The organism is uncultured Enterovirga sp. (assembly GCF_964242715.1).
Taxonomy (GTDB): Bacteria; Pseudomonadota; Alphaproteobacteria; order Rhizobiales; family Beijerinckiaceae; genus Enterovirga.
Window position 1 is genome coordinate 71,854 of record NZ_CAXTAZ010000012.1, and the last position, 16,224, is coordinate 88,077.

Genomic DNA, 16,224 nt, shown 5'->3' on the forward strand with positions numbered 1-16,224 from the left:
GTCGTGACCCTGGCGGCTGAGAGACATAGCGCTCCCTGTACGAGGAGCGATGATGGACCGGGGCGAAGAATTCACTGTCGGCAAACCAGGCGCGGGTCGTTATGAGGCCATCGTCTCGGAGGCGGTCGTCGAATCGGTGATGCTGGTGGAGGGAGACGGCGAGCTCCGCCACACTCTTGCGACCGCTCTTCGCAGCGAGGCATTCTACGTCGTGGAAGCGGCTGGTGGCGCCACCGCCCTTCAGCTCCTCCGCGACATGCGGGGCAGCGTCGAATGGCTGATCACCAATGTCGACCTCCCGACGCTGTCGGGCCTGCATGTCGCCTTCGAGTTTCGCTTCACGCATCCGACGAGGCCGATCATCTTCATGACCGAGCGTGAGGTTCCGAACGGGCCCGACTTGTTGCAGGGATCGATGACGTTGCGTCCGCCCTTTTCGATGGCCGATTTGATGCCGCTCATGGATGCTCTGCGAGAGAACAAGCATCGGGCCTCCACGATCGGGCTCTGAGGGGGCTCCTGCGGACATCTATCGTCCGAGATGCTCAGCGTCGGCGAGAGCCCGAAAACTCGCCTTCGGCGTCACGGCGAGCCTCTTCCAGCGACGCGATCCTGGCCTTACCCCTGGCCCGAGCGTCGGTCAGCCTTCGGTCAAGGTCCGCCCGCTCGATCTCCAGGGCGTTCAGCTCGACCGAGACCTCACGCTCCGCCTCGGCGAGAGCGCGCTCCGCGGTATCCAGCCTGGACCGATCGGGCTTCAGCGGCCGTATCCGAACCGATCGGGCCCGGGGCGATGCGGCTTCCGGCGGCTCGGGCCCGAGCATAGCGGCTTCGTTGCCCCGGGAGCGCCTGATTACCTCGCCGGGTCGAGCCAGCGCCTCCGCCTGCAAGGCCTCGTCCTCGACGATCGAGGCGCGGCCGGCCGCGAACAGATCCGTCGTGGTGCCCCATGCCCGCAGAGCCGCCTTCTGACTCGGTGCCGCGACGACGGCGTCGTAGAAGCCGGCCGGCATGCAATAGACCCTCAGCTTGGCGACTTTGGCCACGCTCTGCCCTACGAACCGTTCTGGTTCGCCTACAGCAGCTTCTCGAGCGTGATCGGCAGGTCGCGGATGCGTTTGCCGGTCGCGTGATAGACCGCGTTCGCGATCGCGGCGGCGGTTCCTACGATGCCGATCTCGCCAAGGCCTTTCACGCCCATCGGGCTCACCTTGTCGTCGTGTTCCTCGACGAAGATGACGTCGATGTCGTGCACGTCCGCATTCACCGGGATGTGGTACTCGCCGAAATTGTGGTTCATGAACCGCCCGAGATTGTGGTCGAGCATCGACTCCTCGTGCAGGGCCATGCCCATTCCCATGACGATGCCACCCAGGATCTGGCTCCGGGCCGTTATCGGGTTCAGGATCTTTCCGGCCGCGACCGCGGTCACGATGCGGGTGACCCGTACCCGCCCGAGATCCTCGTCGACCTTCACCTCCACGAAGACGGCGGAATGCGTGAAGGCCGCGTAGCGGACCATGTCGACGAGGCTCGGGGCCGCGGTCTGCTCCTCCTCGATCACCTCGACGCCGCCGGCCCGCATGGCGTCCGTGATCGCCACGGATCGGGCCGGATCCTCCTTCAGCAGGATTCGGCCGCCCTTGAAGGCGACATGCTCGAACGAGGCGTTGGCGAGGGGTGAACCGTCCATGGCGCGCGCGAGCTTGAAGAGCCGCTCGCAGACCTTGTCGCAGGCGAATTTCACCGCGCTGCCATTCGAGGCCGCCGTCCAGGAGCCGCCCTCGACCGGCGAAGCCGGCAGCGAGGAATCGCCGACCTTCGCGGTGACGGCCGACATCGGGAGGCCGAGCGCGTCGGCGCCGATCTGGGTCAGGATCGTGTAGGTCCCGGTGCCGATGTCGGAGGTGCCGGTCGCGACCTCGAGGCGGCCGTCGAGCGTGAGACGGGCTCGTGCGGACGCCTTCTGCATGAAAGCCTCCCAACAGCCGGTCGCCATGCCCCAGCCGACGAGCTCACGCCCGTCCCGCTTGGAGCGCGGGGCCGGGCTGCGCTTCTCCCAGCCGAAACGCTCGCCTGCTTCGCGGTAGCAGGCCTTCAGCTCCTTCGACGTATAGGCCTTGTTCTCGTTCTGCTCGGTCTCGGAATAGTTGCGCAGGCGAAGCTCGACCGGGTCGATCCCCGCCCTGGCGGCGAGTTCGTCGAGCGCGATCTCGAGCGCGAAGACGCCGGTCGTGGCCCCAGGGGCCCGCATGTCGCAAGGGGTATTCGTGTCGACCTTGGCGAGCTTGTAGGTCAGCTCGACATTGTCGCATTGATACATGAAGCCCGACCAGTTGACGATGTTCTCCTGGTAGTCTTCGAAATGCGACGTGCTTGAGACGGCATCGTGCAGGATGGCATTCAACTTGCCGTCCTCGGTCGCGCCGAGCCGGACCGTCTGCAACGTGTGCGGCCGGTAACCCATGGTGAACATCTGATCGCGGGTCAGCACGACCCGCACCGACCGCTCCAGCTCGAGGGCCGCCATTACGGCCAGGAAGAGCTGATGCTGCGGGCGAAGTCCGAGGCCGAAGGCTCCCCCCACATAGGCGTTCAGCACGCGCACGTCGTCCGGCTTCAGGCCGAAGACCGACGTCACGTATTTCTGGCTGTTATGCGGCCCCTGCGTCTTGTCGTGGATCTCGATCTTGCCGCCGCCCGCCCAGATCACGGTCGAGGCATGCATCTCCATCGGGTTGTGATGCTCGATGGCGTGGCTGTAATCCGCCTCGACCATTAGCGGCGACGACGTGAAGGCCTGGGCGGCATCGCCGCGCGGCTTCGGCGGCGGCTTCACGCCCGAACGCTTCTTCGGCGGGACATAGGCTTCGATTCGCTGCGCCTCGACGTCGGTGATGTGCTCCGCCGTGTCGTATTCTATCCGGACGAGCGAGGCCGCGTAGCCGGCCGTCTCGAAATCCTCCGCCACGACCAGCGCGATCGGCTGGCCGCTAAAATGGATCTCGGCATCGTAGAGCGGCCGGAACGGGGAGCCGGGAGGCGCGACCTCGTCCTGGTAATTGTAGCCGAGCCAGGCGGTGCGCCGCCGGTTTTCGTGCGTGTAGACCTGGATCACGCCCGGCACGGCGAGCGCCGCCGAAGTATCGATCGCCGTGATCTTGCCGCGCGCGATGGCGCTCGACAGGACGATTCCGTGGGCGAGGTCGGGCGCGGGGAATTCGGCAGCGTAGCGGGCCTCGCCCGTGACCTTGGCGGGGCCGTCGACGCGGCTCTGGGCCGTGCCGACGAAAAGATCGGGATCGCGGAGCATGGGGAAGCCTTAGCGGATGCGCTTGTCGGTCTGGGATTGCGGCGTTCCGGCCGCGGCCTGCCCGAGCGCCCGGATGATGGCCCGGCGGGCGAGCTCAATCTTGAAGCCGTTATGCTCGAACCCCTTGGCGTCGCAGAGCACGTGCTCGGCCGCGGCTCCGAAGGCCTCCGACGAGGGTGCGTGCCCGGTCAGGAGCGCTTCCGCGCCCCAGTTCCGCCAGGGTTTGTGGGCGACGCCGCCGAGCGCGAGCCGGGCCTGGGTGATCCGGCCATCCTCAATCCTGAGAGCAGCCGCAACGGAGACAAGCGCGAAGGCGTAGGAGAGCCGGTCGCGCAGCTTGAGATAGGTGTAGTTCGCCGAGAAATCCTCCGCCGGCAGCTCGACCGCGGTGACGATCTCGCGATGCGCGAGCGTGGTGTCGATCTCGGGCCGGTCCCCCGGCAGGCGGTGGAACTCCGCGAACGGGATCGTCCTCTCGCCGTCGGGGCCGGACACGCGCACGGTCGCGCCGAGAGCGGCCAAGGCCACGCACATGTCGGACGGGTGGGTCGCGATGCAATGCTCGCTCGTGCCCAGGATCGCGTGGATGCGGTTCTGGCCCGCGATCGCCGGGCAGCCGCTGCCGGGCTCGCGTTTATTGCAGGGCGTCGCCGAGTCATAAAAGTAGTAGCAGCGCGTCCGCTGGAGCAGGTTGCCGCCGGTCGAGGCGGCGTTGCGGAGTTGCGGCGAGGCGCCGGCCAGGATGGCGCCCGCCAGCAAGGGGTAGCGCGCCTGGATGCGCTCGTCATGGGCGAGATCGGAATTCGGCACGAGCGCACCGATGCGAAGCCCGCCCTCCGTCGTCTCCTCGATGCTGCCGAGCGGCAGGCGGGTGATGTCGACGAGCCGGGTCGGGCGCTCGACATTGTATTTCATGAGGTCGACGAGATTGGTCCCGCCGGCGACAAGCTTCGCGCCCGGCTCGGCGGCGAGAGCCGCGACGGCGTCCTCGACGCGCTCCGCACGCGTATAGGCGAAGTTGTTCATCGGGCGGCGCTCCCGGCCGGCAGGCCGCCGTTACCGGCCGCCACGACCTCCTGCACGGCCGCCACGATGTTCACATAGGCGCCGCAGCGGCAGAGATTGCCGCTCATCATCTCGCGGATCTCCTCCGGCGAGTTCGCCCGGCCCTCCTCGACGAGCCCGACCGCCGAGCAGATCTGGCCCGGCGTGCAATAGCCGCATTGGAAGGCGTCGTGGTCGACGAAGGCCTGCTGCATCGGGTGCAGGGCGCCATTCGCCAGCCCCTCGATCGTGGTGACGCTCGCGCCGTCCTTCATCACCGCGAGGGTCAGGCAGGAATTCACCCGCCGGCCATCCACCAGCACGGTGCAGGCGCCGCATTGGCCGTGGTCGCAGCCCTTCTTGGTGCCGGTGAGATCGAGATGCTCGCGCAGGAGGTCGAGGAGCACCGTCCAGGGCGCGACCTCGATCCGCCGCCGCTCGCCGTTGATCGTGATCGTGACCGGCACTTTCTCCGGGAGGTCGGCGGGCCCGTTTGCAGCTGTCGTGATCACATGGCTCTCCGACACGGAGCGCGCGCCCGACCGGATGGCCGCGGATCACTGGCGCTCTCGGAATTCAGCTGACAACCATTCCAAACTGGGCCTGTTCCCCCCGCCTCACGAAAGCGTCGGGCGATGAGGGCCGCGAGCGGGCTGTCACCTCCTGCGTGCTTCGAGGCTCGCCTGCGGCTCGCACCTCAGCATGAGGAAGGAGTGGAATCTCGCTCCTCATCCTGAGGTGCACGGCGAAGCCGGGCCTCGAAGGACGCACCGCAGCCTCGTGCCCGTGACTGGCCCACGGCTTGTCTTACCGGCCCCACGGCGGGAGAGTGAGCGCATGAGCTTCATCAATCCGAACGCCTTCACGACCCGCCCCGAGATCGACGGGACCTTCGGGGTCGTCGCTTCCACCCATTGGATCGCGACCGCGGTCGGGATGGGATTGCTCGAGCGCGGCGGCAACGCCTTCGACGCGGGCGTCGCGACGGCCTTCACGCTCCAGGTGGTCGAGCCGCATCTGAACGGCCCGCTCGGGGACGTGCCGATCATCCTGCATGACGCGAGGCGTGGCCGGACCGAGGTGATCTGCGGCCAGGGGCCGGCCCCGCAGGCCGCCACGATCGGGCGGTTTCGCGACCTCGGCCTCGACATGGTGCCGGGCACCGGGCTCCTGGCCGCCGTCGTCCCGGGCACCTTCGACGCCCTGATGCTGCTCCTGCGCGATTACGGCACGCTCCGGCTGCGCGACGTGCTCGGCGCGGCGATCGGCTATGCGCGGCACGGCTATCCTTTGGTCGAGCGCATTCCGGCGACGATCCAGACTGTGGAGGCGATGTTCCGCGAGCATTGGCCGAGTTCGGCCGCGGTCTATCTGCCGGGCGGCGAGGTGCCGCGTGCGGGTTCCCTCTTCACGAATGTGGCGCTGGCCGCGACCTACGAACGCGTATTGGCCGAGGCGGAAGCCGGCGGCGGCGGGCGCGAGGCCGAGATCGAGCGGGCGCGGCTCTGCTGGTCGCAGGGTTTCGTGGCCGAGGCGATCGACCGCTTCTCGCGAACCGAGGAGGTGATGGACACCTCGGGTCGGAGGCATCGCGGCCTCCTCACCGGCGAGGACATGGCCCGCTGGCAGGCCGGGGTCGAGGCGCCGGTCGCGCTCGATTACGGCCGCTACACCGTCTTGAAGGCCGGCTTCTGGTCGCAGGGCCCGGCGGCTTTGCAGCAGCTCGCCCTCCTTCGTGGGCTGGATCTCCACGGGCTCGATCCGGCGGGGCCGGACTTCATCCATCTCCAGGTCGAGGCGGCGAAGCTCGCCTTTGCGGATCGCGACACCTTCTACGGCGATCCGGATTTCGTCGACATTCCCGGCGAGACGCTGCTCTCGGAGGCCTACAATGCCGAGCGCCGGGCGCTCATCGGCAATCAGGCCTCGCTCGACTACCGGCCCGGCACGATCCCTGGACACGGCAAGTCGATCGGCGCGCGGGTCGGCGGCGAGCGCACCGCTGTCGGCGCGTCAGGGGCCGGGGAGCCAACCGTCGGCCGGATCGCGAGCGCGCCGAGGGAGGATGCGCGGCGGCGAGAGCGGATGGGCGCCGTCTCGGGCGATACGGTCCATTTCGACATCATCGACCGCGACGGCAACATGGTCACGGCGACGCCGTCCGGCGGCTGGCTGCATTCCTCGCCCGTGATCCCGGAACTCGGCTTCCCGCTCGGCACCCGCGGCCAGATGTTCTGGCTCGACGAGGAGCATCCGCAGGCGCTCGGCCCTGGCCGGCGGCCGCGCACGACGCTCTCGCCCACGATGGCGCTCCGCGACGGCGAGCCCCACCTCGCCTGGGGTTCGCCGGGCGGCGACCAGCAGGACCAGTGGATCCCGCAATTCTTCCTGCGCCACGTCCATGCCGGCCTGAACCTCCAGGAGGCGATCGACGCGCCGGCCTGGCATAGCGAGCATTTCCCGTCCTCCTTCTGGCCCCGCACCTCGCGCCCGGGTGTGCTGGTGGTGGAGAGCCGGGTACCGGATGCGACCGTTGCCGAGCTGCGCCGGCGCGGCCACGTGGTCGAGATCGGCGACGCCTGGTCCGAGGGCCGCCTCACCGCCGCGTCCCGCGACGGCAAGCGGCTCCGCGCCGCCGCGAATCCGCGCGGCATGCAGGGCTACGCCGCCGGGCGGTGAGGCGGCCACTCACCCGCTCGTCCCGGCGAAAGCCGGAACCCAGCCGCCGTGCCCGCCTCTGCCCGACCCTGGACCCCGGCTTTCGCCGGGGTGAGCGGCGGTGCGTGGCAGCGGCGTGGCGGGCGCGAAACCGGCTCGTCGCCCGCCTGACGGCCTGCTAGACGTCGCCGCGATGACCTTCTCGGCGCTGGATTCCCGTCTCCTCGGACCGCTCTTCGCGACGGAGACCATGCGCGAAGTCTTCTCCGACCGGGCGCGGCTCGCCGCGATGCTGGCGGCCGAGGTGGCCCTCGCCCGGGCGGAGGCACTGTTCGGCCTCGTGCCCGAGGGGCTCGCCGCCGCGCTCGACGCGATCGATCCCGACACGCTCGATTTCGACGCGCTCGGCCGGGGCACGGCGCTTGCCGGCGTGCCGACCATCCCCTTCGTCAAAGCCGTCGGTGCCCGGCTGCCGCCGGAGCTCGAAGCAGCCTTCCACAAGGGCGCGACCACCCAGGACATCGTCGACACCGCGCTCGCCTTGCAGATGAGGCGGGGGCTGGACCTCGTGGCCGCCGACGCAGACGCGATCCTGGCCGCGCTGACCAGTCTCGCCGAGCGTCATCGCGCAACGCCGCAGGTCGGCCGGACCTACGGGCAGCAGGCGCAGCCGCTCTCCTTCGGCTTCACCGTCGCGGTCTGGGCCGCCGGCATCGCCGAGGTCGCGGCCGGACTGCCGGCCTTGCGGGAGGCCGTGCTGCGGGCCTCGCTCGGCGGGCCGGTCGGGACACTGGCCGCGCTCGGCCGGGACGGGCCGGCTGTCGCCGACGCCTTCGCCGAGGAACTCGGCCTCGCCCCGGCGCCGGTCGCCTGGCACACACGCCGCGCCTCGATGCTGGCCACAGGTGCCTTCCTCGCGAGCCTCGTCGGCGCGCTCGGCAAGATGGCGACTGACGTCGCCGACCTCTGCTCGACTGAGATCGGGGAGGTCGCGGAGCCGCATCTGCCCGGTCGCGGCGGCTCCTCGGCCATGCCGCACAAGCGCAACCCGGTCTCCGCGACCGTGATCCTGTCCGCGCATGCCGCCGCGCCCGGCCATCTCGTGACGCTGGCCGGCAGCATGGCGGCCGCGCATGGGCGGCCGGCCGGGGCCTGGCACGCCGAATGGCACGCTTTGCCGAGCCTCTTCGGCCTCGCCTCGGGCGCCCTCGCCGAGGCGCGCCGCCTCGCCGAGGGGCTGGTCGTGGATCCCGAGCGGATGCGCCGGAATCTCGACGCGACCCGCGGCCTCCTCTTCGCCGACGCGGTCGCGGCGCGGCTCACCGCCAGCCTCGGCCGGGCCGGCGCCCATGCCATGATGGAGCGGCTCGCCGGCCGGGTCCGCGAGGCGGGCGTGATGCTGCGGGAAGCGGTCGAGCGGGATCCCGACTTCGCCGGCCGGTTCTCCTCCGCCGATCTCGACGCCGCCTTCGACCCCGGCCCGTCCGTCGCGGCCGCCGCCGGCTGGATCGACCGCGTCACGGCCGAGGTGGCGCGCGTCCGGGCCACCCTCACCTGACTGTCCGGAGACACTGATCATGCCGACCATCGCCGCGAACGGCGTCACGCTGAACTACCTCCTGGAAGGTCCCGAGGGCGCGCCCGTCGTCGCCTTCTCGAACTCGCTCGGCACCACGCTGCGGATGTGGGACGCACAGGCCGCCGCGCTCGCCGGGCGCTTCCGCTGCCTGCGCTACGACACCCGCGGACATGGCGGCTCGGCCGTGCCGGCCTCCGGCTTCGAGGTCGAGCACCTGGCCGACGATCTCGCCGCCCTGCTCGACGGGCTCGGTATCGCGCGCGCGCATGTCGTCGGCCTGTCGCTCGGCGGCATGACCGGGCAGTCGCTCGCCGTGCGCCGCCCGGACCTCGTCGACCGGCTCGTCCTCGTCGCGACCTCGGCCTACCTGCCGCCGCAGGACCTCTGGCGCGAGCGGGCCGCGATGGTCAGGGCGCGCGGCATGGGTGCGATCGCCGAGAATGTCATCGGGCGCTGGTTCACGGCCTCCGAACAGCGCAGCGAAGGCGCGGAGGCGACGCGCCGCCGCCTCGTCGAGGAGATCCCGGCCGAGGGATACGCGCTCTGCTGCGAGGCGATCGGCCGAATGGACCTGCGCGAGCGGATCGGGGCCATCGGGGCCCCGACCCTCGTCGTCTCCGGCGCCGAGGATCCGGCGACCCCGGTCGCGATGGGCGAGGAGATCCGCTCCCTCGTGCCTGGCGCCAACCTGCTCGTCATCCCCGAGGCCGCGCACCTGATCGCGGTCGAGCGGCCGCAGGTGCTGACCGCCGCCATCGCCTCCTTTCTCGGCGACGCCGGAACAGGCGCCGGGGCGCGGGTGCCGAAGCCCGTCCCGCCCGAGACGGGAGAGGCCTACCAGGCCGGCTTGTCGAACCGCAGGGCCGTGCTCGGCGCCGAGCATGTCGACCGCTCGCTCGTGGGCGCGGGCGCCTTTGCCCTGCCCTGGCAGGATTTCATCACCCGCTACGCCTGGGGCGAGATCTGGGGCGACGAGACGTTGCCCTGGAAGACGCGCTCGATCGTCACGCTGACGATCACGCTGTCGCTCGGGCGCGAGGAGGAGTTCAAGCTCCACCTCCGGCCGGCCCTCCGCAACGGCGTCACGCCGGACGAGCTGCGCGCCCTCATGAAGCAATGCGCCGTCTATGCCGGCGTCCCGGCCGCCAATGCCGCATTCAGGTGGGCGCGCGAGGTCTTGGGGGACGACCTCACCTAGCGGCTTGGCACGAGCCTCTACCCGCGCAGCGGTGGCTTACAACCCCACCCTGCGCTCATCTCCGCCGTCCTGGCGAGCCCTCGCCTGACCAACGACCTCGAGCTTGGGTCGATCGGACAGTGAATGAACCTCCATCGTTCCACTGCGACCCCGCAGCCGATGCAGCCCGAGTGGTTCGGCATGGATGCCGTCCGGAAGAATGGGCATCCTGGCGAGGACGACCTCCGAAATCAGCACGGACCGTCCCGCTTCGCGGCACAATCCTTCCAGCCTGGCGGTCGCATTCATGACGTCGCCGAAATAGGCGATCTTGTGCCGATCGACACCAACTTCCGCCGTGACGACACTTCCGCCATGAAGCGCGGCGCGAAGTTCCGGAACCAGGCCGAAACGCGCCATCCACTCATCGCGATGATGGCTGAACACGTGGCGGATCGCAAAGACGCAGGCGACACACCGCGCCCTTTCGATACCGCGGACGAGCGGCCAGGAGATGATGACCTGATCGCCCACATAATCGTCGACTTGACCGCGATATCGCCGAACGGGTTCGGCGATCGCTGCGAAGACGGCTTTGAGAAGCTCCTGGGCAGCGAGGTCGCCGTGCTTTTCCGCGAAGGCCGTGGAGCCGACGAGATCGAGAAACAGAAACACGCGCTCTTCGCTGACGGGCCGGTGGTAGCGTCCGAGGATGAGGTTGGCGAAAGTTGCGCTGCCGATCAGGTCACGGACACGCAGCACGCTGACGAGAATCGCCGAAACAGCCAGCGCATAGAGCAAGGCCGCGGGCTTGGGAGTTACGGCCTGCAACAAAGCCTTCTCCGTGAAGCCAAGCGCCCATTTTGCGGAACCGATGATCGTCATTCCGACGACGATGACGAGCAGCAGGCTGGCCTCGGCTGCAAGCAGGTAGGCAATGGTGGGAAGACGCTGGAGGCGCTTGCTGTAGCCGGCGAGGAAAACGCCGCGCTCATACGCGATCGCCAGAACGCCGATGCTGGTGCCGTAAACGATGTCGCCGACGTCTGGCCCGTCGTCGAACAGGAAGCCGAACAATGCGCCGGCCGAGCCGCTGGCCAAGGCGATCATGATCCAGAACCCAGCGGTGCCGTGCGACATCGTTTTCCTCTGCCCGAAAACTGTCGGACGCATGGACCTGCAATAACGGCGGCAGCGTGACCGTTAGAAGTTGGTCGGATGACCCGCTCCTGGGTCGTGCGGAGCAACACCTTGCCGAGCGATCAGCTTCAAGGTCGGCGACGTTGAAAGCAGGCGCAGGTCGCCACGCTCAGCGGGTCCTGACCTAGTTGCTTCGCCCTCACCCTCCTCGCCATTGCGACGGGAGGACAGCTCCATGCAGCAGCACGGCTCGAGATACGCCCTTTCCGAGCCCTATCCCGGCGAGGAATTCGCGCAGGCCGGGTTCATGGGCAGGAAGGCCTCGGCGGCCGGGATCGACCGGACCGTCTCGTAATAGTCCCAGGGCGCTTTGGAATCGGCCGGCTTCTTCACCCGGTAGAGGACCGGGTCGTAGAGGAGGCGGCCGTCGGCCCGGAGCGTCGCGTCGCGCCCGAAGAAGGCGACCGGAATCGACCGCATGGCCTTGTTCGCCGCCACGGCCTCGTCCGTGCCGGCCTTGTCGATCGCTTTCAGATAATGGCCGATCGCCGTGTAGATCAGCGCGTGGTTCTTGGTCGGCATGATCCCGACCTGGTCGAAGAAGCGCTTGGCAAAGGCGCGCGTGGCCTCGTTCTGATCCCAGTAGAAGGCCTCCGAGAAAGTGAGGTTCTGGGCGACCGGCAGGCCGAGCGCGTGGATGTCGGTCACGTAGACGAGGAAGCCGGTCATCGTCTGCTTGCCGGACATCAGGCCGAACTCGTTCGCCTGCTTGATCGCGCGCGAAAAATCGTCGCCCACGGCCGCGAAGGCGACGACGTCGGCCCCCGAATTCTGCGCTTGCAGCAGGAAGGACGAGAAATCGGCGTTGCCGAGAGGGAAGCGCGAATTGCCGACGACCTTGCCGCCGAGTTTCGTCACGACCTCAGAGGCATCCCGCTGGAGAGCGGCCCCAAAGGCATGGTCGACGGTGATGAAATACCAGCTCTTGCCGCCGCGCTCGAACACGGCCCGGGCGGTCCCGGCCGTGAGGGCCTGCGTGTCGTCGGTCCAGTGCGAACTCGTCGGATTGCAGAGTTTTGCGGTGAAGTCCGAGGTTGCGGCTGCCGTGATCATCACGGTGCGGCCCTTCTCCTTCGCGACCTGCTGGGCCGCGAGGGCGATCGCCGTCACGGGCAGGTCGATGACGGCGTCGACCCGCTCCGTGTCGAACCAGCGCCGTGCGGTCGTCGAGGCGATGTCGGGCTTGTTCTGGTGGTCGGCCGAGATGATCTCGACCTTCTTGCCTCGCACGCTGCCGCCGAAATCCTTCACGGCCATCTCGGCTGCGGCGACCGATCCCTTTCCGCCGGAATCCGCGTAGGGCCCGGAGAGGTCGGTGAGCACGCCGATCCGGACCATGTCGTCCGAGATCTGCGCGGAGGCGCCCGAGATGCCGATCCACCCCGCGAGACACGCGCCAAGCGCGATCTTCAGCCTTGCCATCCGGGCCTCCCTGTCTTGTTCGCCGTCGTTGAACGGTACAGAAGAGCAAAAGGCTGTCGGTGCCAAGAGTAGGACCTGGCCATGGAGCCGGCATGACGGGAACGGTCGTCGTCGTCGGGGCGGGGCAGGGCGGCTTCCAGGCCGCGGCCTCGCTCAGAGACGAGGGTTATGCCGGCCGGATCCTGCTCGTCGGCGAGGAGCCCGGGCTTCCCTACCAGCGCCCGCCTCTCTCGAAGGCCTATCTGACCGGACGGGCGGACGAAGCCTCGATCCGGCTGCGGAGCGCCAGCTTCTTCCACGAGCGCAGCATCGAGCTGGTCCAGGATCGGGCGACCGCGATCGATCGCGACGCCGGCCAGCTCCATTGCGCGTCAGGCGCGCGCCTCGCCTATGACCACCTCGTCCTAGCCACCGGAGCGCGGAACCGGTCGTTGCCGGTTCCCGGGGCGGAACTCGACGGCGTGTTCTACCTCAGGACGTTGCCCGACGCCGAGGCGCTCCGCCCGCGGTTGGCCGAGGCGCGACGCGCCGTCGTGATCGGGGCCGGGTTCATCGGCCTCGAATTCGCGGCTGTCGCGTCGGCCATGGGCCTGGACGTGACGGTGCTGGAGGCCACCTCCCGGCCAATGTCCCGGGCCGTGTCGCTGCCGATCTCGGCCTTCTTCCGCGAGGCGCATGAGGCAGCCGGGATCGCTATGGAATTCGGGTCGGTCGCGGCCCGCATTCTCGGCGAGGGCAGCCGCGCCGAGGCGGTGGAGACGATGGACGGCCGCGAGGTCCCGGCCGACCTCGTCCTGGTCGGGATCGGCGTCGTCCCGAATGTCGAACTCGCGGCCGAGGCCGGGCTCGCGATCGCGAACGGCATCTCGGTCGACGAGCATCTGCTCACGGCAGATCCGGCGATCTCGGCCATCGGGGATTGTGCGAGTTATCCGAGCGCCTTTGCGGGCGGGGCCGCGACGAGGCTCGAATCCGTGCAGAACGCGGTCGATCAGGCCCGTTCCGTGGCGGCCCGGATCGCCGGCCGGCCACGTCCGTATCGGGCTATCCCCTGGTTCTGGAGCGATCAGGGCCCGCTGAAGCTCCAGATCGCCGGGCTCGCGATCCCGCACGAGACCACGATCCTGCGCGGGGATCCTGGCTCGGCGAGCTTCTCGGTCTTCTGTTTCGACGGTCCACGGCTGGTCGGCGTGGAATCGGTCAATCGCGCGGCCGATCACATGATCGCCCGGCGACTTCTCGCCGTCGCGGGTCCCGGCCTCACGCGCGAGGAGGCGGCCGATGCCGGGCTCGACCTCAGGCAGCGGGCGCTGGAACTTCTCGGGTCTTCCTGACCGCGATGCGCTCGCGGCCGCGGAATCCGGTTCCGCGGCCTCGGTATCGGCTCGGCCCGTTCAGGCCGCGGCGGAGGCTTTCGGACGGCCGCGCTTCTTCGGAGCAGCGGCTTCGACGGGCGCCGGGGCCGGAGCCTCGACCTTCTTGCGGCGCTGCTGGCCGAGCCCGAGGGCCTTGGCGAGTTCGGAGCGCTGCTTGGCGTAGTTCGGGGCGACCATGGGATAGTCGCGGGGGAGGCTCCACTTCTCCCGATACTCGGCCGGGGTGAGTCCGCGACCCGACAGGTGGCGCTTCAACGACTTGTAGCGGCGCCCGTCCTCGAGGCTGATCAAGTAATCCGGAGTGATCGATTTCTTGATCGACACGATCGGGTTCAGCTTCTCCGGCTCGGGAGCCTTCTTCTCGTCGAGGCCACGCAACGCCGAATGCACCGCCGCAATGACCTCCGGTAGCTCGCTCGACGGCAGCTTGTTGTTGGTGACGAAGGCGGACACGATCTCGCTCGTCAGTTCGGCGAGTTCTTGGGACGAGGGACCTGCGTTAGCATCCATGAGCTTGAACTTTCTAGATTCGTCAAAACGACGGCTCTTCAATGCACCGTCGCCCCAACAAAGCAAGCGTGTTGACAAGCAGACCGACGAAAATCCGTGGACACGCGCGACGCGCGGCAATGTTCGGGCGCTTCCGGCCAGAATAGGAGCATGGCAACGGGATTAATCCCGCTGCGCGGCAAGCGTGTCCCTCGTGCCTCATGGCTTGGGCGGGTTGAAACGCCCCTCGCGGCCATGACGACGGGCCCGGCGTGCGTGAACCGCCCGGACCAAGTCCTGATCTCCGGCGCCTTCGGCGAACCCCGTGATCCCCAGGCTCGTTTACCCGACGTTAACCATAAACACCGAGGCTCGACGCTCGGAGGTCGAGAATCAATGGCGAGTTCGAGAACCGTGTCGAACGTTGCGGGTAGGAATATTCGTCCCGGATTCGATCGCATCGCGCATCGGATCGGGATGAAGCTGCGTGACGTCTATGCCTCGCCGGAGGCCGAACCGCTCCCGGCCGAGCATATCGAGCTCCTGCTGCGCCTGCGCCACAAGGAGCGCGACCAGGCGCGAAGCCGAGGGCTTTAGCCCCGCTATTCCGCCGCCACAAGAGGGGTGCGGGCCGGGGCGCCGAGTCCAGCGCGCTCCAGCGCCGGCGGAAGCGGGCCTCCCGTGGCCCAATCCAGGAGCTCGACCGTGTGCACGATCGGAATCGTCGTGCCTCTGCCGATCTGCGTGATGCAACCGATATTGCCGGTCGCGATCACGTCCGGCCGGATGCGTTCGATATGCGCGACCTTGCGGTCCCGAAGCCGCCCGGCGATCTCGGGCTGAAGGATGTTGTAGGTCCCGGCCGAGCCGCAGCAGATATGGCCCTCAGGAACATCCTTCACGGTGAAGCCGGCCTGTTTCAGCAGGGTCTTCGGCTCCGTGCGGATCTGCTGGCCATGCTGCATGGAGCAGGCGGAATGGTAGGCGACCACGAGGTCGCTCTCGCGCGCCGCACTCGGCAGGCCTAGCGCCAGCACGTATTCGACGACGTCCTTGGTCAGGGCCGAGACCCGCGCCGCCTTCTCGGCATAGGCCGGCTCGTCCCGGAACATGAAACCGTAATCCTTGATCGTGGTGCCGCAGCCCGATGCCGTCACCAGGATGGCATCGAGTTCGCCGCGATCGGCTTCCGCGAGCCAGGCGTCGATGGCCTGCCGGGCGAAGCGTTTGGCCTCGTCTTCGCGTCCCATGTGATGGACGAGCGCGCCGCAGCAGCCCTCCTTCGCCTGGACCACCTCGATTCCGTGACGGTTGAGCAGTCGGATCGCGGCCTCGTTATAGCCTGGCGCGAGGACCGATTGCGCGCAGCCCTTCAGCATCGCGACGCGGCCGCGCCGCGGACCCTCGCCCGGGAAGGTGCCGGCCCGGTCGCCCGGCGAGCGGTTCGGGATTTCGGTCGGGGCGAGATCGAGCATGGCGGCGAGGCGATTGCCGATCCGGGGCAGGGCGGCGGCGAGGGGCCGAAGCGGCTTGCCCAGGATCGCGAGCAGCATCGCGAGCCGAAACCGGTGCGGGTAGGGCAGGATCCGGGCGACCATGGCCCGGAGCAGCCGGTCGTGCAGCGGCCGGCGATGGGTCTGCTCGATATGCGCCCGGGCATGGTCGACGAGGTGCATGTAATGCACGCCGGACGGACAGGTGGTCATGCAGGACAGGCAGGACAGGCAGCGGTCGATATGCTTCACTACCTGCGCCGACGCGGCCTTGCCGCCCTCCAGCATGTCCTTGATCAGGTAGATGCGCCCCCGCGGCGAATCGAGTTCGTCGCCGAGAAGTAGATAGGTCGGGCAGGTCGCGGTACAGAACCCGCAATGCACGCAGGTCCGCAGGATCTTCTCCGAGGACGCCATATGCGGGTCGGCGAGCTGGGCGAGGGAGAAGGTGGTCTGCATCGGCGTCTATCTAC

General features: G+C 68.6%; 13 protein-coding genes. 5 read left to right on the plus strand and 8 right to left on the minus strand.

Translation table 11 applies throughout. The features are described from left to right. Positions 1-52: 52 nt before the first annotated feature. The gene (locus ACFE87_RS08630; RefSeq protein ID WP_375459223.1) at positions 53-511 is read left to right on the plus strand and encodes a response regulator; all 459 of its coding nucleotides are present in this window, start codon (positions 53-55) and stop codon (positions 509-511) included. Between the two features lie 34 nt (positions 512-545). Here the strand turns inward: ACFE87_RS08630 and ACFE87_RS08635 are convergent, their stop codons facing one another. From ACFE87_RS08635 to ACFE87_RS08650, 4 genes are read right to left on the minus strand one after another with little or no spacing between them, the layout of a single operon-like run. Continuing rightward, positions 546-1,046, minus strand: coding sequence for a hypothetical protein (locus ACFE87_RS08635; protein ID WP_375459224.1), 501 nt, complete (start codon positions 1,044-1,046; stop codon positions 546-548). Between the two features lie 29 nt (positions 1,047-1,075). Beyond that, positions 1,076-3,313 (minus strand): xanthine dehydrogenase family protein molybdopterin-binding subunit, encoded by a 2,238-nt coding sequence (locus tag ACFE87_RS08640; RefSeq protein WP_375459225.1) that lies wholly within the window; start codon positions 3,311-3,313, stop codon positions 1,076-1,078. 9 nt (positions 3,314-3,322) lie between these two features. After that, positions 3,323-4,339 (minus strand): FAD binding domain-containing protein, encoded by a 1,017-nt coding sequence (locus tag ACFE87_RS08645; RefSeq protein ID WP_375459226.1) that lies wholly within the window; start codon positions 4,337-4,339, stop codon positions 3,323-3,325. Continuing rightward, the gene (locus tag ACFE87_RS08650) at positions 4,336-4,866 is read right to left on the minus strand and encodes a (2Fe-2S)-binding protein (protein WP_375459249.1); all 531 of its coding nucleotides are present in this window, start codon (positions 4,864-4,866) and stop codon (positions 4,336-4,338) included. Before ACFE87_RS08650 ends, ACFE87_RS08645 begins: the two co-directional genes overlap by 4 nt. Positions 4,867-5,194: 328 nt before the next feature. Between ACFE87_RS08650 and ACFE87_RS08655 the strand changes: the two genes are divergently transcribed. From ACFE87_RS08655 to pcaD, 3 genes are all read left to right on the plus strand, one after another. Next, positions 5,195-7,036, plus strand: a complete 1,842-nt coding sequence (locus tag ACFE87_RS08655) for a gamma-glutamyltransferase family protein (protein WP_375459227.1) — start codon at positions 5,195-5,197, stop codon at positions 7,034-7,036. Positions 7,037-7,136: 100 nt separating this feature from the next. Then, positions 7,137-8,573, plus strand: coding sequence for an adenylosuccinate lyase family protein (locus ACFE87_RS08660; protein WP_375459228.1), 1,437 nt, complete (start codon positions 7,137-7,139; stop codon positions 8,571-8,573). 19 nt (positions 8,574-8,592) lie between these two features. Continuing rightward, on the plus strand, positions 8,593-9,792 hold the full coding sequence (gene pcaD / locus ACFE87_RS08665) for a 3-oxoadipate enol-lactonase (RefSeq protein WP_375459229.1): 1,200 nt from the start codon (positions 8,593-8,595) through the stop codon (positions 9,790-9,792). 36 nt (positions 9,793-9,828) lie between these two features. Here the strand turns inward: pcaD and ACFE87_RS08670 are convergent, their stop codons facing one another. Then, positions 9,829-10,911, minus strand: a complete 1,083-nt coding sequence (locus tag ACFE87_RS08670; RefSeq protein WP_375459230.1) for an adenylate/guanylate cyclase domain-containing protein — start codon at positions 10,909-10,911, stop codon at positions 9,829-9,831. Between the two features lie 273 nt (positions 10,912-11,184). After that, positions 11,185-12,393, minus strand: coding sequence for an ABC transporter substrate-binding protein (locus tag ACFE87_RS08675; protein WP_375459231.1), 1,209 nt, complete (start codon positions 12,391-12,393; stop codon positions 11,185-11,187). 92 nt (positions 12,394-12,485) lie between these two features. Between ACFE87_RS08675 and ACFE87_RS08680 the strand changes: the two genes are divergently transcribed. Beyond that, complete coding sequence (locus ACFE87_RS08680) at positions 12,486-13,727, plus strand: NAD(P)/FAD-dependent oxidoreductase (RefSeq protein WP_375459232.1); 1,242 nt, start codon at positions 12,486-12,488, stop codon at positions 13,725-13,727. A 60-nt stretch (positions 13,728-13,787) separates the two neighbouring features. On the opposite strand, the gene ACFE87_RS08685 is transcribed toward ACFE87_RS08680, so the two are convergent. Continuing rightward, positions 13,788-14,279: a MucR family transcriptional regulator gene (locus ACFE87_RS08685; protein WP_375459233.1), complete on the minus strand. Its 492-nt coding sequence runs from the start codon at positions 14,277-14,279 to the stop codon at positions 13,788-13,790. A gap of 581 nt (positions 14,280-14,860) precedes the next feature. Continuing rightward, positions 14,861-16,210, minus strand: coding sequence for a glycolate oxidase subunit GlcF (glcF, locus tag ACFE87_RS08690; protein WP_375459234.1), 1,350 nt, complete (start codon positions 16,208-16,210; stop codon positions 14,861-14,863). Positions 16,211-16,224: the final 14 nt, after the last annotated feature.